General features: G+C 44.0%; 22 protein-coding genes, 1 pseudogene and 1 riboswitch. Of the genes and pseudogenes, 11 read left to right on the forward strand and 12 right to left on the reverse strand.

Features of this window, described 5'->3' with window-relative positions:
* Nucleotides 1-69 precede the first annotated feature (69 nt).
* Nucleotides 70-1290, reverse strand: coding sequence for a glucose-1-phosphate adenylyltransferase (glgC, locus tag AB4623_RS17945; RefSeq protein WP_017064925.1), 1221 nt, complete (start codon nucleotides 1288-1290; stop codon nucleotides 70-72).
* Nucleotides 1291-1691: 401 nt separating this feature from the next.
* On the opposite strand from glgC, the gene ompW reads away from it, so the two are divergent.
* Entirely contained in the window at nucleotides 1692-2339 is a 648-nt protein-coding gene (gene ompW / locus AB4623_RS17950) for an outer membrane protein OmpW (RefSeq protein ID WP_065584094.1), read from the forward strand.
* Between the two features lie 202 nt (nucleotides 2340-2541).
* Nucleotides 2542-4359, forward strand: coding sequence for a choice-of-anchor I family protein (locus tag AB4623_RS17955; RefSeq protein WP_372147081.1), 1818 nt, complete (start codon nucleotides 2542-2544; stop codon nucleotides 4357-4359).
* Nucleotides 4360-4467: 108 nt separating this feature from the next.
* Here AB4623_RS17955 and AB4623_RS17960 read toward each other — a convergent pair whose 3' ends face one another.
* Entirely contained in the window at nucleotides 4468-5187 is a 720-nt protein-coding gene (locus tag AB4623_RS17960; RefSeq protein ID WP_010433036.1) for an SDR family oxidoreductase, read from the reverse strand.
* Between the two features lie 225 nt (nucleotides 5188-5412).
* Here AB4623_RS17960 and AB4623_RS17965 point away from each other — a divergent pair, with 225 nt between their 5' ends.
* Nucleotides 5413-6318, forward strand: coding sequence for a LysR family transcriptional regulator (locus AB4623_RS17965; RefSeq protein ID WP_102429229.1), 906 nt, complete (start codon nucleotides 5413-5415; stop codon nucleotides 6316-6318).
* 63 nt (nucleotides 6319-6381) lie between these two features.
* Here the strand turns inward: AB4623_RS17965 and AB4623_RS17970 are convergent.
* A pseudogene (locus tag AB4623_RS17970) lies at nucleotides 6382-6720 on the reverse strand (winged helix-turn-helix transcriptional regulator).
* A 105-nt stretch (nucleotides 6721-6825) separates the two neighbouring features.
* Between AB4623_RS17970 and AB4623_RS17975 the strand changes: the two are divergent.
* Both AB4623_RS17975 and AB4623_RS17980 read left to right on the forward strand, forming a co-directional pair.
* Entirely contained in the window at nucleotides 6826-7593 is a 768-nt protein-coding gene (locus AB4623_RS17975; RefSeq protein WP_372147083.1) for an SDR family NAD(P)-dependent oxidoreductase, read from the forward strand.
* A gap of 157 nt (nucleotides 7594-7750) precedes the next feature.
* On the forward strand, nucleotides 7751-8404 hold the full coding sequence (locus AB4623_RS17980; protein WP_102549406.1) for a cupin domain-containing protein: 654 nt from the start codon (nucleotides 7751-7753) through the stop codon (nucleotides 8402-8404).
* A 77-nt stretch (nucleotides 8405-8481) separates the two neighbouring features.
* Here the strand turns inward: AB4623_RS17980 and AB4623_RS17985 are convergent, their stop codons facing one another.
* Nucleotides 8482-9120, reverse strand: a complete 639-nt coding sequence (locus AB4623_RS17985; RefSeq protein WP_017070397.1) for an NAD(P)-dependent oxidoreductase — start codon at nucleotides 9118-9120, stop codon at nucleotides 8482-8484.
* A gap of 162 nt (nucleotides 9121-9282) precedes the next feature.
* On the opposite strand from AB4623_RS17985, the gene AB4623_RS17990 reads away from it, so the two are divergent.
* Complete coding sequence (locus AB4623_RS17990; RefSeq protein WP_372147086.1) at nucleotides 9283-10179, forward strand: LysR substrate-binding domain-containing protein; 897 nt, start codon at nucleotides 9283-9285, stop codon at nucleotides 10177-10179.
* Between the two features lie 131 nt (nucleotides 10180-10310).
* Here AB4623_RS17990 and AB4623_RS17995 read toward each other — a convergent pair whose 3' ends face one another.
* On the reverse strand, nucleotides 10311-11159 hold the full coding sequence (locus tag AB4623_RS17995) for a hypothetical protein (RefSeq protein ID WP_136982933.1): 849 nt from the start codon (nucleotides 11157-11159) through the stop codon (nucleotides 10311-10313).
* A 384-nt stretch (nucleotides 11160-11543) separates the two neighbouring features.
* Complete coding sequence (gene ribB / locus AB4623_RS18000) at nucleotides 11544-12200, reverse strand: 3,4-dihydroxy-2-butanone-4-phosphate synthase (protein ID WP_004733029.1); 657 nt, start codon at nucleotides 12198-12200, stop codon at nucleotides 11544-11546.
* A gap of 188 nt (nucleotides 12201-12388) precedes the next feature.
* Nucleotides 12389-12539: riboswitch (FMN riboswitch) on the reverse strand.
* A 386-nt stretch (nucleotides 12540-12925) separates the two neighbouring features.
* Between ribB and AB4623_RS18005 the strand changes: the two genes are divergently transcribed.
* Nucleotides 12926-13669: a phosphatase PAP2 family protein gene (locus AB4623_RS18005; RefSeq protein ID WP_372147088.1), complete on the forward strand. Its 744-nt coding sequence runs from the start codon at nucleotides 12926-12928 to the stop codon at nucleotides 13667-13669.
* A gap of 66 nt (nucleotides 13670-13735) precedes the next feature.
* Here AB4623_RS18005 and AB4623_RS18010 read toward each other — a convergent pair whose 3' ends face one another.
* The 3 genes from AB4623_RS18010 to AB4623_RS18020 form a co-directional block, all read right to left on the reverse strand.
* Nucleotides 13736-14098 (reverse strand): MmcQ/YjbR family DNA-binding protein, encoded by a 363-nt coding sequence (locus tag AB4623_RS18010; protein ID WP_372147090.1) that lies wholly within the window; start codon nucleotides 14096-14098, stop codon nucleotides 13736-13738.
* A gap of 78 nt (nucleotides 14099-14176) precedes the next feature.
* Nucleotides 14177-14902, reverse strand: coding sequence for a sulfite exporter TauE/SafE family protein (locus AB4623_RS18015; protein WP_170962367.1), 726 nt, complete (start codon nucleotides 14900-14902; stop codon nucleotides 14177-14179).
* Between the two features lie 221 nt (nucleotides 14903-15123).
* Nucleotides 15124-16335, reverse strand: a complete 1212-nt coding sequence (locus AB4623_RS18020; protein WP_017061697.1) for an MFS transporter — start codon at nucleotides 16333-16335, stop codon at nucleotides 15124-15126.
* Between the two features lie 29 nt (nucleotides 16336-16364).
* Between AB4623_RS18020 and AB4623_RS18025 the strand changes: the two genes are divergently transcribed.
* The gene (locus AB4623_RS18025; RefSeq protein ID WP_372147092.1) at nucleotides 16365-16514 is read left to right on the forward strand and encodes a hypothetical protein; all 150 of its coding nucleotides are present in this window, start codon (nucleotides 16365-16367) and stop codon (nucleotides 16512-16514) included.
* A gap of 460 nt (nucleotides 16515-16974) precedes the next feature.
* Nucleotides 16975-17589: a YitT family protein gene (locus AB4623_RS18030; RefSeq protein ID WP_017065874.1), complete on the forward strand. Its 615-nt coding sequence runs from the start codon at nucleotides 16975-16977 to the stop codon at nucleotides 17587-17589.
* 120 nt (nucleotides 17590-17709) lie between these two features.
* Here AB4623_RS18030 and sigZ read toward each other — a convergent pair whose 3' ends face one another.
* The gene (gene sigZ, locus AB4623_RS18035) at nucleotides 17710-18294 is read right to left on the reverse strand and encodes an RNA polymerase sigma factor SigZ (protein ID WP_372147094.1); all 585 of its coding nucleotides are present in this window, start codon (nucleotides 18292-18294) and stop codon (nucleotides 17710-17712) included.
* Nucleotides 18278-18574: a helix-turn-helix transcriptional regulator gene (locus AB4623_RS18040; RefSeq protein WP_004733042.1), complete on the reverse strand. Its 297-nt coding sequence runs from the start codon at nucleotides 18572-18574 to the stop codon at nucleotides 18278-18280. Before AB4623_RS18040 ends, sigZ begins: the two co-directional genes overlap by 17 nt.
* A 233-nt stretch (nucleotides 18575-18807) precedes the next feature.
* Here AB4623_RS18040 and AB4623_RS18045 point away from each other — a divergent pair, with 233 nt between their 5' ends.
* Nucleotides 18808-19908 carry a permease gene (locus AB4623_RS18045; RefSeq protein WP_171732845.1) on the forward strand — a complete coding sequence of 367 codons (1101 nt, stop codon included), beginning with the start codon at nucleotides 18808-18810 and terminating at the stop codon, nucleotides 19906-19908.
* Nucleotides 19909-20010: 102 nt separating this feature from the next.
* Here AB4623_RS18045 and trmY read toward each other — a convergent pair whose 3' ends face one another.
* Nucleotides 20011-20610, reverse strand: coding sequence for a tRNA (pseudouridine(54)-N(1))-methyltransferase TrmY (gene trmY, locus AB4623_RS18050; RefSeq protein ID WP_017061702.1), 600 nt, complete (start codon nucleotides 20608-20610; stop codon nucleotides 20011-20013).
* 255 nt (nucleotides 20611-20865) lie between these two features.
* Between trmY and AB4623_RS18055 the strand changes: the two genes are divergently transcribed.
* Complete coding sequence (locus tag AB4623_RS18055; RefSeq protein ID WP_371721795.1) at nucleotides 20866-21390, forward strand: DUF3087 family protein; 525 nt, start codon at nucleotides 20866-20868, stop codon at nucleotides 21388-21390.
* Nucleotides 21391-21890 lie beyond the last annotated feature (500 nt).

The following is a 21890-nucleotide window of genomic DNA, read 5'->3' on the forward strand; positions in this document are numbered from 1 at the left end:
AACTGATCGGCATTACAGCGAATTCGCTGCCTTTTTTCGTTTAAAGAAAAGCTATTCCAACGTTAAAGGTTACTCTTCAAATTGGTAAGAAGAGGGCACCACAATCACGCCTTGTTTTGATATGTGGAAGCGTTTCGCATCGGCAAGGCCATCAAGACCGATCTGGGTTCCGTCAGGCACCTTAACGTTCTTGTCGATGATGCAGTTTTGTATGTGGCAATTTTTTCCAATCTCAACATCTTCAAACAGAATACTATCAATCACAATCGCGGCATTGCTGACTTTCACTTTCGGGAAGAAGATTGAGTTTTGCGCCGAGCCGCCTTCAATTACAACGCCATTCGCTATCATCGAGTTGATGAATATTCCTTGATTACCTTCAACTGAAGCAATGGTTCGTGCGGGTGGCAGCTGCGGTTCGTAAGTACGAATCGCCCAATCAGGTTGATATAAATCGATAGGCGAAGCTGGCTTTAACAGGTCCATGTTGGATTGGTAATAAGAGTCGATAGTACCAACATCTCTCCAGTACGCATCTTGGGTCACTCGGCCTTCTTCATCCCCAAACTTGTATGCGTAAACACTGTTGTTGCCCACCAATTTAGGAATGATATCTTTACCAAAATCGTGGCTTGAGTTCGGATCTTCGGCGTCCGCCAGTAGCGCTTGTGTTAGTACTTCTTTATCAAAGACGTAAATACCCATTGAAGCCATGCTGCGAGTTGGCCTACCAGGTACACATGCAGGGTAACGTGGCTTTTCGGTAAAGTTATTGATCTCTAGAGATTCATCTATCTCCATCACACCAAACTCTTTGGCTTCGTCAATCGAAACCTCCATGCACGCCACAGTTAGGTCGGCCTCGTTCTTTTTGTGCTGCTTGAGCATTGGTGCGTAATCCATGCGATAGATATGGTCACCGGATAACACCACCACATGCTTGGCTTCACTGCGTGAAAGTAGATACAAGTTTTGATAAATCGCATCGGCAGTACCGCTGTACCAGCTATCACCGGTTCGCATTTGTGGAGGAACATTGGTGATGTATTCGCCGAGCTCAGGGTTAAGCACCGACCAACCATCTCTTAAATGTTTTTGCAAAGAGTGAGATTTGTACTGAGTCAGCACCAAAATTTGGCGTAGCCCAGAGTGTAAGCAGTTCGCGAGTGTGAAATCGATGATTCGATATTTGCCACCAAAGGGTACCGCAGGTTTTGCACGGTTATCGGTGAGAGGGGAAAGCCGAGAGCCAACACCGCCGGCCAGAACGATTGTTAGAGTGTCTTGCATGATCAGAACCTCAATGTATTTATGATTATGAACATAGACTTGCAAGCACTAAGCCAAATGTAACTCATTGAATATTATACGAGGCGAGATTGATTCTTGTTGTTCTGCACCAAAATGATGCACGTGAGATATTGGCTTGCTCTATTTTGATCCAAAAAAGATCCGAATAGAGTGAATTGATTGGATTAACAAAATGACGCACGGAAAAGCTGCATTACAAAACTGTCAATAAAATGAAGGAATAAAGTGATCAGGTCGATATAAATTTACATAAATAATCACAACTTTTCACAAATTGATTTCCATCAATAAAGTAGGGTTATTATATGCTACCTTGCACGCAAAATAAGAAATGATTACTCATTCACCAATAAAAATTAAGCCCTCAAAAGGAAATTATAATGAAAAAAACAGTATGTGGTATTGCGGTTATTGCGGCTCTTATGTCAACCAACGTTCTTGCTCATAAAGAAGGTGATTTCATCATCCGTGCAGGTGCAGCAATGGTATCTCCTAACGATAGCAGTGGAGATGTTCTGGAGACATCGGGGTCAAAATTTGGTGTGGATTCAAACACCCAACTTGGATTGACATTTGGTTACATGTTTACAGACAACATCAGTCTCGAGATTCTTGCAGCGACACCGTTCTCCCATACAATTTCTACAAACCATGGTGGTTTAGGTGATATCGCCGAGACAAAACACTTACCACCAACGTTGATGGTTCAGTACTACTTCGGCGAAGCAAACAGCAAGTTCCGCCCTTACGTAGGTGCGGGCATTAACTACACTGTCTTCTTTGATGAAGAACTTAATGGCACTGGTAAAGATGCAGGCTTAAGTGACTTATCTCTTGATGACTCTTGGGGACTTGCGGCAAACATTGGTATGGATTACATGATCAATGAAGATTGGTTCTTGAATGCGTCAGTTTGGTATGCAGACATTGATACTACAGCGAAATATAAAGCGGGTGGAAAACAATACTCAACCGACGTTGATATCGACCCATGGGTATTCATGATCGGTGGTGGTTACAACTTCTAACCCTCTTTATTAGTTTACTAAAGGCGCTCAAGCACCAGCCAGCTTGGGCGCTTTTTTTTGCTTGCTTGTTAATGAAATGCTCACTCCAACTTATTGTTGTTATGGGTGAAGCAAACTGATTGTTGTCATTTATTGTTAATAAAAGAGAAAGATAAGTGTCATAACAGCCCTCTATGATCGCGTTTCAAATCATGGAGGATATATGAATCGTAAATTTAATAAGCTGACACTATTACTGCCTATTGCGGTAAGTTCTGCTCTAGTAGGGTGTTCTCAATCAACGTCAACATCACCAACGGCTGCTATCCCATCTCAAACGTCACTTGATGCTTTTAGCTTTCAATGCCAATCCATCGAGCAGCCAAGCGCTTCCAATGCTGAGGTAACCGGAATCAGCCTGGTTGGACGTGCTATTGCCGATGCCCCGTTTGATACTTCAGCAGCCGAAATCGTCAGCTACGATTCATGTACCGACAAGCTTTATGTCGTCAATGCTCAAGCACAAAAAGTCGATGTGTTATCGATAAACTCTGACAGCGCACCAGCATCTGAGGGCTCTATCGACCTTCAATCAGCGGCTGCAGCTTCGGGTATTGATATTGGTGCCGCGAACAGTGTGTCGACTCATCAAGGATTAGTTGCTGTCGCGATTGAAAATGCTGATAAGCAACAAAACTGCATCATTGCACTTTATCGTTCAGACACGCTAGAGCTGATCACTACTTATACGGCTGGTGCATTACCGGACATGGTGAGCTTCTCGAAAGATGGTCGCTACATTGCCTCTGCAAATGAAGGTGAGCCGAATGCGGATTACAGCATTGACCCTGAAGGTTCAGTAACGCTAGTGGATTTAACCAATGGCCCTTTGCAAGCCACAGTCACTCAAATTGATTTTAAGGCATTCAATCAAGGTCAGCCTCGCCATGCAGAGCTGACCGACAAGGTTCGAATCTCTGTGCCGAATGCAACCGTTGCTCAAGACCTTGAACCGGAATACCTAACGTTTGCTGATAACGGAAAACTCTACGTTGCCCTTCAAGAGAACAACGCATTGGCAGCCATTGATGTGGTGAGTGCACAAGTGGATGCGATTCTTGGACTAGGCGGCAAGCCTTGGGATAACGCTAAGCTAGATGCGTCAAACAAAGACAAAAACATCGGTAATCTCCAAAGCTACGCAATGTTAGAAGGCCTTTACATGCCAGACAGCATCACCAGCTACAGTGTTGATGGCAACACCTATATTGTGACTGCGAATGAAGGTGATGGTCGTGAGTATGGCATCAAAACCACGCAAGAAATGTGTGACGAGAAAGGTTTTGAGTGGGATGGCGATGACTATCAAGGCACCGAAAACTACACCACAGAAAAAGACTTTTGTATCGCGTATGTCGATGAAGTACGCGGCAAGAAGTTAGACGTTGACGCTAACCACCCATTAGCGGGTGCATTGAAAGACAATAATCAATTGGCTCGTCTTAAAGTGATTAAGCCACAAGGGACACTCGCTGCTGACCAAGAGGTTCAAGCATTCGGTAGCCGTTCTTTCTCTATTTGGGATGAGTCAGGCGAGTTAGTGTTTGATAGCGGTGATGATTTTGCTCGAATCGTACTTGAGCAAGATCCTGCAAACTTCAACAGCACCAATGATAACAACCAAAGCGGTGACGATCGTAGTGATGATAAAGGTGTAGAGCCTGAAGCGATCGAAGTGGCTGAGATCAACGGCAAGCACTATGCCTTTATTGGACTTGAGCGCCAAGGTGGCATCATGGTTTACGACGTAACTCAGCCTAGGAGTGCAAGTTTCATCAGCTATCTAAACAATCGCGACTTTACACAACCAGTGTGCACCAAGGTTGATGAAGACGGTGATTGCGACAACGATACTTACAACTCGAAAGCGGGTGACCTAGGCCCAGAGTCAATCAAGTATTTCACACGTTCAGGTAACCACTTTATTGCGGTTGGCAACGAAGTGAGTGGTAGCACATCAGTTTACCGCGTTGAGTTCTAATCTCGCTTATTGCTTAGCAATTAGATTGAATCAAAATAAAAGCGCCACAACTTGTTAAGTCGTGGCGCTTTTTTAGTTCATCGCTGATTTAGTCGCGATAGCAAAGGCCTATGGCTGTTGCTTAGTTGGTGCTAGAGCAATCTCACGGATACATACGTTCTGTGGTTGTTGGTAAGCGAATGATACAGCGCGAGCAATATCGTCAGCTGCCAATACACCGCCCATGTCTTCTTTCCAAGAATCGTAACCGTCTTTGATCTCTTGAGATGTAGTGTGAGACAGAAGCTCAGTCTCAACAGCACCCGGTGCGATAGTGGTAACACGAACATTTGAAGCAGCAACTTCTTCACGAACGTTCTCAGAGATAGCGTGTACCGCGAATTTAGTACCACAGTAAGCTGCGTGGCTTGGGAATGTTTTCTTACCCGCAATAGAGCTGATGTTGATGATAGTACCTGTGTTGCGTTCCATCATCGGAGCAAGTACAGATTGCATGCCGTTTAGAAGGCCAATAACGTTCACGTCGAACATTGTCTTCCACTCTTGAGCGTCTTGAGTATCGATTTGACCAAGAAGCATTGCACCAGCGTTGTTGATAAGCGCGTCTACAGGGCCAAATTTCGCTTCACCTTGTGCGATTGCTGCATCAAAAGACGCTTTGTCTGTTACGTCTACTTTTACTGACAGTGAGTTTGGTAGGTTCAGCGCTTCAAGGCGGTCAACACGACGAGCTAAAAGTAGCAGAGGGTGACCTTCATCGCTTAGACGACGAGCGATTGCTTCACCAATACCAGAGCTTGCACCTGTAATTACGATTAGTTTTTTCATTTTATTTCCTCTGTACTTTTTTGCGTCGGTTGGCTACGACGTATTGTTTAAGTGCATTCGAATCAAGTGCTTGTTGCCTTGCTTCGTTGCGATGGAGGTATATTAAGGAAAATAGCATTGTTGATATATAGCGCTTTACTTGAAACACTGTTGCTGTGGTGCAACAATAAGTGCGTTCATTTTATTACTTCATGCTTTTTAAATTTCACAAGTAAGCTGGCGGCCATGCTCAATCAAATTAACCTGTCTGATATTCGTTCTTTCGTGCTTATCGCTCGTTTAGGTAACTTCACCAAAGCGGCGGAGGAGCTGGATGTGTCACGCTCTCACGTATCACGCCAAGTGAGTAGCCTAGAAAAGCAAATGGGAGTGACTCTGTTTATCCGCACTACTCGAACCTTAAGGCTGACTCACGCTGGGCAAGATCTGTACGCGAGATGTGAACAAGCCTTAGATAATATAGACCAAGCTCTGATTGCTGCTGTGGATGATGTCGAAGAAGTACGTGGCGACATAAAAGTAAACTGTGTTGGCGGTTATTTGGGTGAAGTGATCATCGCGGATTTGGTCAATGAGTTTATGCAGCTCTACCCAGACATCAGCATCAGCCTTGATTTCAGTAGTAACCGAGTCGATTTGATTGAAGACGCCTTTGATATCGCTTTTCGTATGGGGAGCTTAGAAGACGCGGGCTTTATCGCAAGAAAGCTATTGGATATTGAAATGGGAACACTCGCGAGCCCTGAGTATTTCACTCGCAAAGGGAAGCCAAGCCATCCTAAAGATCTGATCCGCCATGATTGCTTAACGGGATCGGTGCGTAAGTGGAGCTTTCAAGCACTGGACGATACTAAGAAAACAGTCGATGTGCATGTGACGGGCAGGTTGCAATGTAAGAATGGACGAGTGTTGGTACAGGGCGCGAAGTCGGGCAACGGAATTATTCGTGTTCCAACTATCTATTGCTTACAAGAACTCAACGACGGGCAACTGCTGCAAGTGTTTGATGAGTGGATAGTACCTAAAGTGGACTTTTCAGCGATCTACCATCGAGACCGCTATCAACCAAGTCGAATTCGAACCTTCATTGATTTTGTAAAAGGTCGCTTTGAGCAAATGCCAGTGAGCTAAGTGCTGCTTGTTGCCTTCCTTTTTCTGTCTGCTGTTTTTGGCAATAGTTGGACTGGCTCAAACTTACATCTCGTCGATTTCGTTTTGTAGGTTTTCCAGCTGGTCTAGAATCAACAAGAACTTTTCGCCGAACGGCGTCACTTGGTATTCAACTCTTGGTGGTAGTTCGTTGAACATTTGCTTGTCTAAAATTCCAAATTCTACATTTCGCTTCAAACATTCATTCAATACCTTGGTCTATAGCCCTTCTACTGAGCGCACCATTTCACCGGGGCGATTAATGCCATTTGCCAATAATTGGTAAACCGTTAGCGACCATTTACAGCCATAGATGGTTTCTACCATGCGAGCTGAGCGCTCTGGTGCTGATTTTCTTGAAAAAAAGTTTTCCTGATTTTTCATAAAGATGTACCAATAAGTACCTACCTAACCGATTTGTACTTACTATTCATAGTGTTAGTTCAAAGCCTAAGATTACCACGTTCACATGACTTAGGAGATAACAAAATGAACTTCACTAAAAATGGTATTGCAGTAGTAATCGGTGGCACAAGTGGTATGGGCTTTGAAACCGCGAAGCAGTTAGTCGCTCAAAACATCCATGTGTTGGTTGTCGGCAATAACCCAACTAAGTTAGATAAAGCGGTGTCAGAGCTGCAATCGTTAGGTCACGCTTCAGGTTGGCAAGCTAACCTTTATGATGATGCGAGTGTGTCTCGTCTTATTACGCATTTAGAGTCGCTCGAAGAAGGTATTGGTTACCTTGTGAATGCGGCTGGTTACTTCAACCCTAAAGCGTTTATTGAACACCAAGAATCTGATTACGAGCAATACATGCAGCTCAATAAAGCAACCTTCTTCATCACTCAAGCTGTCAGCAAGTTGATGATCAAAAACGGTGGCGGAAACGTGGTAAATGTAGGCTCTATGTGGGCCAAACAAGCTATTAGAGCGACACCATCCTCTGCGTACTCAATGGCTAAAGCTGGACTACACGCTTTAACACAGCATATGGCGATGGAGCTTGCAGACCACAACATTCGCGTGAATGCGGTGTCTCCAGCCGTCGTTAAAACGCCGATCTACGAATCATTCATTAAGCCAGAAGAAGTGGACCAAGCGCTAGAAGGCTTCAACGCATTCCACCCTATTGGTCGAGTGGGTCAGCCGAAAGACATCGCAAACAGTATCTCTTTCCTACTGTCTGACAGTGCCGATTGGGTAACGGGTGCAATCTGGGATGTTGATGGTGGTGTGATCGCAGGCCGAAATTAATCGAGCCGAGTTTTTAATATGGGGGATGCTTTGTTAGCAATTAGCAATTAGCAATTAGCAACTAACAGCGAAGTCTCCCCCTCGCTCGTTATTCGCGTAGAATAGACATTAGCAAGACAATAATAATTAAAACAATATTTAGAGTAAGGTCGTTATTATGCTCAACATGGACTTTTCAAAGAGATTGGTTATCGAAACCGATAAACTAGATTGGGTTGCAAGCCCTGCCAAAGGAGTGTGGCGTAAGCCCCTAGAAAGAGAAGAGAAAGAATCGGGCCACACGACCAGCGTGGTGAAATACGACCCTCAATCTTCATTCTCTGAACACCCACATCCGAAAGGAGAAGAGATCTTCGTATTAGACGGTGTGTTCTCAGATGAAACTGGCGATTTCCCCGCTGGCACTTATATCCGTAATCCGCCGGGCAGCGCGCATTCCCCATCCAGCAAAAATGGCTGTACGATCTTGGTTAAGCTCAACCAGTTTGACGCGAGAGACTTAACTCAAGTTCGTATTAATACTTTGGAAACAGAATGGCTTCAGGGTATTGGCGGCTTACAAGTGATGCCACTGCATGAGTTCGAACACGAGCATGTCGCGTTAGTGAAGTGGCCGGTTGGCGAACGTTTTCAGCCGCATCGCCACTTTGGCGGTGAAGAGATATTTGTACTTTCTGGCACCTTTAAAGACGAACATGGTGAGTATCCAAAACACACATGGATGCGCAGCCCACACATGAGTGAGCATTTTCCTTATGTGGAAGAAGAGACGGTTATCCTAGTGAAAACAGGGCATCTGCCATTGGATTAAAGGAATGCTCAGTAAAAGATGAGAAAGCCGCATTGTTTTGAACAAGCGGCTTTTTTTAGTTTTTATATATGAGCTGACTAGTACGCAACACCAATACGTTGGCGTGGGAATTTGCCAGCTTCGAGTTCATCAATCATCGCAATAGCGTAATCGCTGACTGAAATTTTGCTGTTACCATCTTCGTCGGTGAGCAGTTGATCGCCACCAGTGCGGTAGGTCGATAGTTTCTCGCCCGGGAATATTTCTGCGGCAGGGCTAACGAACGTCCAGTTAACTTCGCTATTAGATTGCTTGAACACTTCAAGAGCTTCGCCCTGTGCTAGCGCTTCGTTTTTGTAATCCGCAGGGAAGTCAGGAACAGTCACTAGCGGTACGTTTGGCGCTACTTCTAATGAGCCAGCTCCGCCAACCCAAAGTAGGCGATCGATACCGATGCTCGGTAATGTTGCCAGCAATTTAGTCGCTGTGTTTTTTACGATGTCGTGATTACCCAGAGCACGTCCGCCAATCGAAGTAATGACTGCATCAACGCCGGATAGTTCGTTTGCTAGACTTGCGGCTTCATCTTGTAAATCAAATGAACGAACTTCAATGCCTTTGGTTTCCACGCGGCTTGCATCTCTTACAACAGCAACGACCTCGTGACCACGAGATTGAGCTTCTTGAGCGATGTGACTACCAATCCAACCTGATGCACCTAATACTGCAATTTTCATAATGTCTCTCCAATTATCTAATTTATTGAGTCGTTTTCTCGACAGCCATTGCAGTCTAATAGCTCACTAGGTTGCGATAAATATCGTAAAATGATGTAGATTGTATCTATATAGTGATCTAATAAGATTCGATTAGCTGCGAAATAGTTCAAGGAGAGTGTGATGGATAGGTTGACGGCAATGCGTAGCTTTGTCGAAGTTGCGAATTGTGCCAGCTTCACCCAAGCAGCTGAGCATTTGGACATGAGTCGGTTGCAGGTTTCACGTCATGTTCAAGAGATAGAAGGGTGGTTGCAGCAGAGGCTACTACATAGGACGACTCGAAAGGTTAGCCTAACCGCGGCAGGGGAGATCGCTCTGCAGCGCTGTGAGAAAATCCTCCATGAAACCGCTGAGCTAGAAGTTACTTCACTCAATCAAACCGATGATCTTTCTGGAACGATTCGAATTGCAGCCCCCATCGGGTTAACTCAGCATATGTTGTTGGATGTGGTCGAGCAGTTCACCGAGCGCCACCCTAATATCACGGTCGAACTGTTTGCCTCAGACCGCTTTACTCAGCTGGTGGATGAGAGGATCGATATTGCACTTCGTTATACCGATCAACCTGATGATAGTTTGATTGCACGAAAGCTAATGGTTATTGATTCAGTGGTGTGTGCCTCGCAAGCCTACTTAGACAAACATGGTGAACCTGAAACGGTCGAGGCGCTTCGACAACACAATTGTTTTCGTCACTTGAATGTTTCTAAGTGGGATTTTGTTAAGGACAATCAACACTATTCAGTTGAGGTGTCTGGCACTATCAAGGCTAATGATGTTGGAGTGCTAACTCGCGCCGCACAGCACGGGAAAGGGGTAGTTCGTTTACCTTGTGACTTAGCCAACCCACTGATTGCGAATGGCAAACTGATACGAATATTGGATGAGTTTGTTTCGCCCAGCAGCGTTCTGTGGGCAGTGTATCTGTCTCGCAGTTATCAGCTTCCAGTTGTTCGCCAGTTCATTGATTTTGCGGCACAAGCTTGGGCTAGCGATATCAAGTCCGGTGATGTTTGAAACTTCATAGGCAATGATACATAGCGATAGAATTTTAAAAGCTCATAAATACAAAAATCCGATATCAATGGTGATATCGGATTTGAACTCAATAATTCAGAGTTCCAGCACGCTCTCCTCTCACGAAGTCTTTACATGTAATGATGTACGGATAATCGGGTATTTATTACCTTTTCGTTTACGTCTGGTAAAGGCTGATACAAGCTTCTCGTAATGTCGGATAATACTTGGTCGTAAACTTGCGACACGACGCTAGAGATATCACTGGTTAATTCGTACATGCTATCTGCCGGTTGGGTCGCTTCGTTACTTGATGCGATCTCTGAGAGTGCATGCATCGCTCGCGTACAAACCGGTGACCCACTACTAAGAGGGCAGATAATCGATAGCTGGTTGAGTTTTCTGTGTGTCTGAGAGGCGTAGAATTTGAATCTCAAATACTCCTCAGGCTTCTCCATATCAGGGATACACATTCGTAATTTGGTCAGGATCTCCATGCAATCTAAGATCTGTTGCCAATTCATGTGATACTCACGGCTCATGTCTTCTCGCTCAGACTGAATAAGCCAGATGATCATCACTTCATCCATTAAGAACATGCTATGGCGAATTGTTTTGCCATGAATCGATTGGTTACGCACCAAGCTACGGTTTTGCCAGTCGCTGTGCATGGCGATGAGCTTGAGGTGATAGATGCGATACATAGGGCGGCTATCAAACGACACATGGGACTGAAGCAGTTCAGATACTTCAAGTATGTTGTCGTAAATCTCGTTCACTTTGCGAATCGAGTCGCTAGACAACTTATAAGCTAGAGCATAGTGCGTTGCCGCGCGATGTTTGCGTGATAACAACAATAATTCTCTAAGCAGAACTAAGGTTTCAAACCTGTGTGATAGCGCTGTTTGTCTCTTCCTTGAGAAATGAAACAGGGCCGCAAGTACTAATAGGGATAAACCCACTGAAATAACTACAAACATATTCAACTCCTAATATTTGTATACCTACTTAGTGGTAGTGCAGACACCGTGCCAAAATAAATAAGTGTTATATTTCAGTTGCTTATGATTTCTCTGTGGTTATGAATGATCAATGATGGTGCATGACTTCACCATTCGAGTGAATGTTTCTCATGTTTTGCAGGATTTTTTGAGAGGTTACGCTTTTCTAACGATAGGTTGGGGAGGTTTCGGTAAGTAGAGACACTTTGGCGATCCATTTCAGGCTCGTTTCAAGCTACGGAAATTAAAAAGGCCTCACCCTATATGCTTTAACTCTAAAAGCAGTAAGAGTGAGGCCTTTCAATGTTCACTTCGCAGTGTAGTTGACTTAACGACTAAGTGTTTAGCATTGAGGGCTAAACGTTATGCAAGCTTAAGGTCGAACTCAGTGCGGTACATAACCATATCTTCAATGGTCAGTACTGGCATGTTGTGCATTTTACCGAAAGCAACGATCTCTGGCGCTTTTGCCATCGTACCATCCGGATTGGTTACTTCACAAAGTACACCGGCAGATTGAAGACCAGCCATTTGCATAAGATCTACTGTACCTTCTGTGTGACCACGGCGAGCAAGTACGCCACCTTTACGCGCGCGTAACGGGAATACGTGGCCAGGGCGAGCAAGGTCAGTAGGCTTAGCTGTTGGATTTGCAGCTGTCTTGATCGTTGTTACACGGTCAGCGGCAGAAACACCTGTTGTTACACCAACTTTCGCTTCGATAGTGACGGTAAACGCAGTTTGGTTTGCGCTGTTGTTATCAACAACCATAGGTGGAAGTTCAAGTTGGTTCGCTTGCTCGTCAGTTAGACACAGACACACAATGCCGCTGCATTCGCGGATCATAAGCGCCATTTGAGCATTCGTCAGGTGTTCTACTGAGTAGATGATGTCGCCTTCGTTCTCACGATCTTCATCGTCAAGTAGAAGTACGCCACGACCTTCGCGTAGAGCTTGCAGTGCATTTTCAACGCGAGTGATTGGTTCGCCAAATTCGGCAAGTAGTGAAGACTGATTCATGGTTAAACTCCTAAAATATCACCAGAATCAGGGCTGTATGAGGGATCTCAACCGAGCACAACAAAGCCTACTCATTACAAGTCAACTTTAGCTCATTATGGTTTTATCCAAAACGAAATGCACCCGCCTAAGTTGGAGGTACGAACCCAACTCACGCGGGTACGCCTTTCCAACTTAAACGAGTGTGTTTTCATTCTCTCTCATCCGGACTATAACCGTCGGCTCTGGCATCTCACCAGATCTGCTGACCTCGACGAATCGAGCGCTCGCGGGCTTATCTTTAGATTTTGCTAAGGACATACCGCCGGTGGGGAATTTCGCCCCGCCCTGAGAATAAAAATTAATAATCTGTTTTGCTTTTGAAAGCAGACCAGATGGTAATCCTTTCAATAGTGGATTTAAAGGACTGACAGCAAAGTTTTTAAGATTCTGGCCTTATAATCCGGTAAGTGTTCACTTTATCAGCAGAACGCGTCCGGTAGTCTATTAATGGGATGATGCCTTTGTCTCGTCTGGTTTCAGTGGTTTTTGCTATCTCTATGAACATAAATGGATGTTGAACATTATTGGTGCTGGCGTGGCTGTTCACCGAATCAATACTCAAGAGGTCCATTAATCGAATATTGTTACACCATGACGGCTGACTGACCGTTTTGACATAAAATTGATATTGACGATGCTAAGCTGCGATAGCATCCGACCACTTTATCTAAAAGATCTTAGCCATGACTTCTCTGTTCTCTAACAAATCCAAAGGCTTATTACTGCTCGTTCTAAGTTTGTATTCCCTCATACCCTTTTTGATCTTTGGATCTGACTTCGACCTTGGAAGTGCTGTTTTGCCTTTCTATGGCGCCTTCATAACGTTTGTGACTTACTCTGCGGGCAATCAAGGGTTCTTGGTAACACTAGCGATTTTGTCTTTAGTATTGTTCACGATGAAGTTTTCCAAAGCGAAGTTAGTCAGTCTTTGTCTGCAGCTCGGCTTGTTGTTGGTGCTTAGCTTTGCAGCGAAAACCTTCTTAAAGCATTCCACTGAGAGCCCTCGTCCTTATTCTGAGTATTTGGTGACGCAGGAAGTGGTTGATATGCCGGAAGTGTTTTACGAATTACCATTGGTTGAAAAGAATGCTGCGATTGAGTCTGTACAAGATAAGGTGAGCGAGTGGCGAACGCGTCACTGGTTGGGTGAAACTGACTACTCTTTCCCATCTGGACATATGATTTTCGTCGGAGTGTGTTTGGCGTTCTTTGGTGGTCTTCTCCTAGAGGCGAAACGCTTTTATCTAGTCGGCGGTTTACTGGTTTGGGCTGGTGGTGTCGCCTATAGCCGTGTTTGGCTTGGCATGCATCGACCTGAAGACCTAGCTGCGTCTATCGCCTTTGCGGGTTTAATTTATTTATTGGCGCCACTGATTCCAACGCAAAAGATAGAACCTTTATTGCCCAAGTTTTTAAGAGAGGCTTAAGGTTTTAAGAGCTGCCTAAGTTTTTAAGAAGTGCATAATTCTATATTTAACAAGCAGAGATTCTGGCTACTGATTGAGCCCGAGTTCTGCTTGTTTCTTTTTGGTTAGCCCTAAAGAGACAATTCGGTGTGACTCCGTGAGGTAGTATCTCAGCTCCTCATCCCTTTGTGGCGTGCTTTCAAACAGCTGAATCCACTTCATGCCACGAGAAGCGAAGTAGGGTGCGGGTTTATAGCCCTGCTCTTCTTTGAGAAAGTCGAAATTCTGATCGGACGCCTTGAAGATAAACGCAGGCTCATCTTTCGGTCCCCAACCACCAATCGCAAACACCTTGCCACCCACTTTCCAAACGTGCGAGTTATTCCACTGCATCACATAACTGGTTGCAGGCAGTGACTCGCAGAATGCGTTGAATTCGTCGTAAGTCATAGAGCGTCCTTTTATCTATTGGGTGTTTGTGTTGGTTTTCTAAGATGTCTTTCTTCTTCTTGTCTTTATCGCCAATAACTAGCCAGCTAAACCCTGCCAGATTGCCGTAAAGCCACTGAGAGAACATAGCAGTAATGAACCAATGCGTATCTTCTCTTTAGGGATGCTTTGTGTCGTCATTAACGCCACTTTGTAACCCAACCAAGCAGCAGGCAGCAAAGGTATAGTGATGATCAAGTGGTGTAGCGTGAAGAAGCCAATTGGGATCTGTACAACCAACGAAATGATCGAACTAAACACGAAAAACGCAGAAAGGTTACCACGAAGCTGATTGGCATCTTGGTGTTGGAGTAGCAGTGCCATCGGTGGACCACCAATACCAGAACTGGTGCCAAAGAACCCAGAGAAGAACCCCGCAATACCCATCTTAGTTGGGGTTGGTTCGAGTCTAAAGGGCAGTAGGCTAACAATCACGGCAAATACTACCAATAAGCCCAACCATAGTGATAACACGCTCGTTGAAACCATCACCAACAAAGCACCACCTGCCAGTGACCCAGGAATACGGCCCAGCAATGCGATTTTTAATCCGCCAATAGAGATATTTGCTCTATGTTTAAAAGCGTTGAATAACGAGATAAACAGACCGATCAAACAGATAGGCGCAGGCACATAATCTGGAGAGACCAAAAACAGCAGTGGGGCTGCAACAATGGCCAAACCAAAGCCGATTGCGGTTTGCACAAACGAGCCGACAAAAATGAGTGTCATTGCGATAAGGACAGTCTGATCTATGTATTCCATAAGCCTGCGGATTAGTTTTAAAGGAGCGGGTGGATACTATAAATGAAAACTAAAATAATAGTCTTATTATTCAGTGAGCTTTATACCAGTTTCGTTAGTTATAATTTCTACTATAACGACCAACAAAAAAGCGAGTGAGTATCTCAGGATGCTTCCTTTCAATACTCACTCGCTTTATTAGAACGACTTGTTTACGCTAGTGGGGGAGTCAGCATAAAACGTTAAGCCATTGCCAATTTCAGTCGCTCAATGGGCTTGTCATTGATTGGTAAATGGATAAGTGCTGCTGCAAATGCCAGCACCACCGTTGACCACCAGATTGGCTCGTAAGAACCGTAGTAATCGTAAATACGACCACCCACCCAAGCGCCTAAGAAGCTACCCACTTGGTGAGTAAAGAATACCAAGCCGTACAACGTTGATAGGTAACGGGCACCGAAGATCTGACGAACTAAGCCAGACGTTAGCGGAACTGTACCCAACCAACAGAATCCAATGGCCGCACCGAAGATAGCCGCGGTTGATTCAGTCACAGGCAGAGTCACAAACGCACCGATAACCACAGTACGCACTAAGTACAGTGCAGACATAACGTGGCGTTTGCTGAACTTGTCGCCCATTACACCCCAGAAGTAAGACCCAAAGATGTTGAAGATGCCAACGTAAGCCAGTGCCATCGCAGCGCTGCTCGCGGGTAGGTCTTTATCTGCTAAATAGCTCGGTAAGTGCGTTGCGATAAACATTACGTGGAAACCGCACACGAAGAAGCCCGCGTGAATCAACCAGTAACCTTTGTGAGCAAACGCTTCAGACAACGCTTCTTTGAGTGTTTGGTTCTCTTCAGCTTGCGCTTGTTTGTTTGAGGCTGCTTTAGGCGCTCGCATGAACAGCGCAAAAGAGATCATCAAACAACACAGTACGCCAAACACTTGCATCGCACTCTGCCAGTCAAATTCATTCAGCATGTATTGTGCGCCCGGAATTACCGCGAACATACCAAATGAACCTGCAGCCGTGGTTAAGCCAAACGCCTTAGCTGCGTGCTCTGCTGGTACAACTTTCGCTACTGCGCCAAGCACGATCACGTAACTTGTCGCACTCAAGCCAAGACCAACCAGTGCGCCTAACGAAACGTAAAGCATGCTCGATTCGGTAGAAATTGAGGTAAGAAGTAAACCCAAACCGTAAGCACATGCGCCAGCAATAATGATGCGTCTTGCTCCCCATTTGTCAGCGGCCATACCAACAAAAGGTTGGAACACACCGAACAATAAGTTTTGTAGAGCAATTGAGAAGCTGAAAAACTCTCGACCCGTGCCGAAATGCTCTGAAATTGGCATCATGAAAATGCCGAATGATTGTCTGATCCCTAGACTGATAATAAGTGTGCCTATCCCTAGCCATACCAGTAAAGGAAAACGGAAAATGCTCATTCTAATACTCTTAAATTAATGGTGGTGATGTGAGTGGTCTTGCGCTGACATGTGTTGGTCAGTCATCTCATGGTGATGTTCGTGCCCAGAATGATCATGCCCTGACTGCTGGTGGCAACCACTGCTTACAGCATGCTGAGCCAAGAGATCAATCAATGGCTGACTGTGATGCACAATAACCAAACTAATGACGAGGAATAACGTCATTCTGGCAAGTTGGGCAAAAAGAGATTGTGAAAACATACGGTGTTGACATGCGCTCAATGTTGTAAGAAGTCGCGCATCATAGTGATGAGTCGGGTATGTATCAAATGACCATTTGTGATGTAGTCTATGCGTTTTATGCATAGATTGTCGCTTGATTGGAATTGGTATAAAACGCGCTCAATAAATAAGAAAACTTGAAGCTCGTTAGTTAATAGAAACAAGTATCTAATTAAGAATGAAAGTCTAAATTAAGGCTTATAACTAGCTGTTTAATTTAAAGTTTCACAAAGCTGTAAAAACTAATATACAAACTAATCACTAAGCAACATTGCTCGTTCACTCGACTTATCTGTCAAACATCGTAAATTTGGGCGTAAATCGTTTCAAGACTACTGAAACGCGATGTTAAAAGATTCAGGGAGAGTCATTCACATGGATAAAGATCATAATCTTCGCGAAAACTTACTGGCACTGATCTTAGGTAGCGCATTGGTTTCACTCGGCGTTATCTTTTTCAACCAAGTCGGTTTGCTCACCGGGGGCACGGCTGGTCTAGCGATCTTCATTACCAAAGTAACAGATTTGAGCTTTGGCCAAGTATTCTTCGCACTTAACTTACCTTTCTATATTTTGTCGGTTGCTCGTATGGGCTGGCGCTTCACAATCAATACGTTTATCGCGGTTTCGATTGTTTCGTTCGCCGTGGATCACTTGTATCACGTGATTCAAATTGCCGAAATTCATGCATTGTATGCAGCTTTACTTGGTGGTGGCTTGATTGGTACCGGCATGCTGGTGATTTTCCGTCACAAGATGAGCTTAGGTGGCTTCAACATTCTGGCGTTGTTCTTACAAGAACGTTTTGGAATTCGAGCAGGTAAGGTTCAGATGGCATTAGACTGCACGATTGTTGTGCTTTCTCTGTTCATTGTTGATGTGTCATTGGTTCTTCTGTCTGTGCTTGGTGCGATAGTCACCAACTTGATTCTAGCAATGAATCATAAACCGGGGCGCTATCAACCTGTGGTAAAAGCGGAAGCAGCATAGTTCGGTTCGCTCAAGCTCTAGATTTGCTTAAGTAAAGAGTGATTTGCAGATTATGAAAACAACAAAGCCAGCATTAATTGCTGGCTTTGTTCTATTGAAATAACGGATTCGATGTAACGATTAACACTTGCCGCAGCTGGCGTTCGGCTTAAGCTCGCAATCAATCACATTGCCTTGTTGATTAAGGGACAAGTTACAACACTCTTCAAACAGGTTCTTAAGATCAGCACGGCTTTTTTGCACGCGGGATTTAACCGTTGAGTAACTGACGTTCTGCGCTTCTGCGATCTCTTTTTGGCTTTGGCCTTTGATGTCGACCGCAAGCAGTAGCGATGAACTTTGTTCCGGCAATGCCTGAATAAAAGGTTCAATACACAATGAAAGTTTCTGCTTAAATTCAGAGTCGTGGTCTAAATCGGTAAACCACAGATCTTCAGCATCAATTTGGCTATCACGTTGTTGGCGTGCATGCTTACGGTAGAAGTCGATAATGGTGTTGTTGGCTAACTGGAACAGCCAAGCCTTAACACTGCTAGCATCTTGTACCTTATCTAAGTTCTGATAGGTCTTAATCAAGATATCTTGGAGCAAGTCGTCTACATCCGCAGAGTTGTTGACCTTTGAATGCAGGAATGACTTTAATGCTTGCTGATACTCGGCCCAGACTTGTTCGAGCTTCAAAGGTGCATTAGTTGCACTGTTCATTTACGCAACATTCGTCTTGTAAGAAATCAATCACACCTTCTAGGCACTCATACTCCGCCACGCAGAATAGAGTTCTTCCTTCTCGTCTTTGGCTGATTAGGCCCGCAGACGCCAAGCTTGATATGTGGTGAGACAAGGTAGAACCGGGAATGCCTAGCTCTTCTTGTAGGCCGCCAACTGCAATGCCTTGGTAGCCAGCTTTAACGACACTCTTATAAATGGTTAGGCGAATAGGGTGCCCCAACTCTTTAAGTGCTTTCGCAACGACTTCTAAGTTCATATTAACTCCTCAAGATTTAATTTCGATGTTAGTCGAAATGTATGTCGAATTCAAATTTAAAAACGGTGTCTGTGTAAGTTATTGAAAAACTGTGTTTTCGAAAATCATTTCGATTTTTATCGAAATAATGCTTGTTCTGGAGCTGTTTATTTCTATAATTCGAGAATGTTCGAAATTAAGGGTTGGTTACTTTTCTCATAGAGCCCGACCTTCAATCCAGTTTGGAGTTAATTATGAGCAATGAAATGTTAACAATGCTGAAAGACGCACTTGATATGTTCGCTTTCTTAGCAGTAGAGCTAATTATCCTTTTCTTAGCGATCAGCTACATTGTTGGGATTCTTCAAGAGTTCCTTACACCAGAAAAGATTCAATCTATCCTGAGCTCACGTAATGGTAAGGGTTATGTAGTAGCAGCACTACTGGGTGCAATTACACCTTTCTGTTCATGTTCGACCATTCCTTTCTTAAAAGGATTGCTGCGTGCAAGAGCGGGTTTCGGTCCAATGATGGTGTTCCTATTTGGTAGCCCACTATTGAACCCAGTGATCATTGGTTTGTTTGTGATTACCTTCGGTTGGCAAGTTGCTGTGTTCTACTTCCTTGTAGCAATGACGGTGTCTGTAGTGGCTGGTTACGCACTTGAGAAGCTTGGCTTTGAGCGTTACGTAAAACCTGAAGCGTATGAATCAACAGGTTCAGCTTCAAGCTGTGGCACTAGCTGTGGTGATTCTGATCCTAAGAAAGCAGCACCGGTTAAAGCGGAATCTTCATGTGGTACAAGTGCATGTGGCGAACCTGCACCAGTAATGGCAAAAGAGACATCTTGCTGCGATTCTAAAAAAGAAGAGCCACAAGTAACGGTTTCATGCTGTTCAGCGGATGGAAGCGCAACAGCTGAAATCGTAGAGAAGAAAGAACCTAGTCGTTGGATGAGAATTTGGTTCTCAACTTGGAAAGACTTCAAACAAGTTTTCCCTTACCTAATGATGGGTATCGCGATTGGTTCATTCATCTACGGCTTCATTCCTACAGACCTAATTGCACAGTACGCTGGTGAAGGTATGTGGTATGCGATTCCAGTAGCTGCCGTGATTGGTATTCCACTGTACATTCGTGCTGAAGCGGTAATCCCATTAAGTGCAGCTCTAGTACAGAAAGGTATGGCGTTGGGTTCAGTAATGGCATTGATCATTGGTAGTGCAGGTGCAAGTTTGACGGAAGTTATCCTGCTTAAATCAATCTTCAATAACCAAATGATTGCAGCATTCCTATTCGTTATCCTAAGCATGGCGATGGGTGCAGGCTTCCTATACAGCTTCATCTTTGGTTAATCAGGTCTGATTTCGAGATAACACCATTGATACAAAGAGATAGATAATAAAAAAGAGCTCACATAGTTGAGCTCTTTTTTGTTTAGCTTATCAGTCCGGAGGCTAGAAACCGCGAATATCCAGCTCATTATTGATCAATACAACGCACTGAGAAGCAAACAGCATGTTCGGGCCTAAGCTGATTTTTTCTGTCCCTAAGCGCTTTAAGCTGTTGTAGCTTTTCTTCGGCATAGGGATGTGATCAGTAAGAAGGAAACATGGGTTTTCAGCAATCTCTGCATCACGGATAAAGTCACCTTTCTTATCCATCATGTATAGCTGGTGGTCTTCAGCCAGTTCTTTGACTAGTTTTTCAAAGCTCATAGTGCGAACGACGATTCCCGGTTCAACCTGACGAGTCTGCTCTTTGGTCATACCTTGAGAAGCATCAACCGCTCTTACTACCGCTGATAACAATGCCGATTCATGAAAGCCACCAATGTTGGTGATCTCATTTGAATCGAAAGTGATCGTACGTGAAAAGTCTTTAGTACTTTCTAATACAAGGTGTACGGTGACATTCTCACGGTGAGATTGAGCAACGAAGATCGTGTTCATCAGAGTATGAGCCAGAATCTCAGTATGAGCATCTTGCCCAACACCTTCTAAGATAAGTTTGCTCTCTGTAGGGGCTGCGCGAGCGCGTAATACGAATGAACGCATGGAATGTACCTTGTCAGTATGTGATAAAGCGAAACGGCCTTATCAACATGAATTGATGAATAACCAAAATTGTGGCGGTATGTAACTCTTTTCTATTAATGAAGTCAAATAGAGTTGCGTATAGTGACAACCAGAAGAACTCTGCTTATTAAATAGATAATGACCACATTACAAGATGGTTAAGGTTGAAGCGACCCAATGTTAACGTAGATAGTATGTGCAAATTATTAGGTAGCTTGCAAAAGGAAGTAGTCAATGAAGTTACAGAAGATCAATAAAGAAGAATATAGAAAGAAGATGAACCTGTTATTGGTTTCATTGGTTGGTTCACTCGCCGTGTTCGCCATTGTATTCGGAACCATACTGATTGAACTATTTGGTTCAGGACAATCAATCGAGGGTGAATCGACAGGTAATTTCCACTTGAACGTATTAGGTGTGATCTTATCTGTTGCATTGAATGCAATTATCGCGAATCGTGTGAAAGGGCATGATTACTTCAAAGAAGCGCTTTATGTATGGAACCTTAAACAAATCCATAATCAAATTTATCGTAAGCTCAAGCGTATTCAACCCAAAGCTGAACAAGGCGACCGAGACGCGCTGACCATCCTTTACTTCTATTACACCACGCAAAAACAGGTATACGACCTAGACAACAACACATTGACGATAAAAACAGTTCAGCAATCGCTAGATAAGATCTTAGAATTGAGCGAGAGATGGAGTATTGAACTAGATATAGAGGCTTTTTCGAAAGATTTAATCGCAAAATTTTAAGTGATATGCCCACTATTGTATGAGCTTTGACCTGTGAAAGACGCTTTTGACGTAAAAGTAGACACTTAAGCAACTTTTTTGAATTTTTATCAAAAAAGGGGTTGCCATGTTTACGATGATCTCTATAATGCCGCCTCACTGACACGGCAGACGCCACAAGGCTTCAGCGGTAATCAGTAAGACGGAAAGTTCGAAACAAATTAATTTTAAAAAGTGTTTGACACTTAAGATTAAATCGCTAGAATTCACGTCCGCTTTCAAGGGTTTCTTTGTAAAAAGAAAGTTTCGATAAGCAAAGCTCTTTAACAATTTAAACCTATCAATCTGTGTGGGCACTCGTTGATGAATATCAAAAATTGATTCTTAGGAATTACATTGATTTCAATGAACTGAGTGACCAATCGATAATTTATTATCGGCACAGTCAATTCATTACCATTCTGTTCCTATTTATTTAAGAAGAGAGGGGTAATAGCTTTAGAATTACATGTTTACTTCGG

It is taken from the genome of Vibrio sp. 10N.222.52.C12 (assembly GCF_041474215.1).
GTDB lineage: Bacteria > Pseudomonadota > Gammaproteobacteria > Enterobacterales > Vibrionaceae > Vibrio > Vibrio crassostreae_C.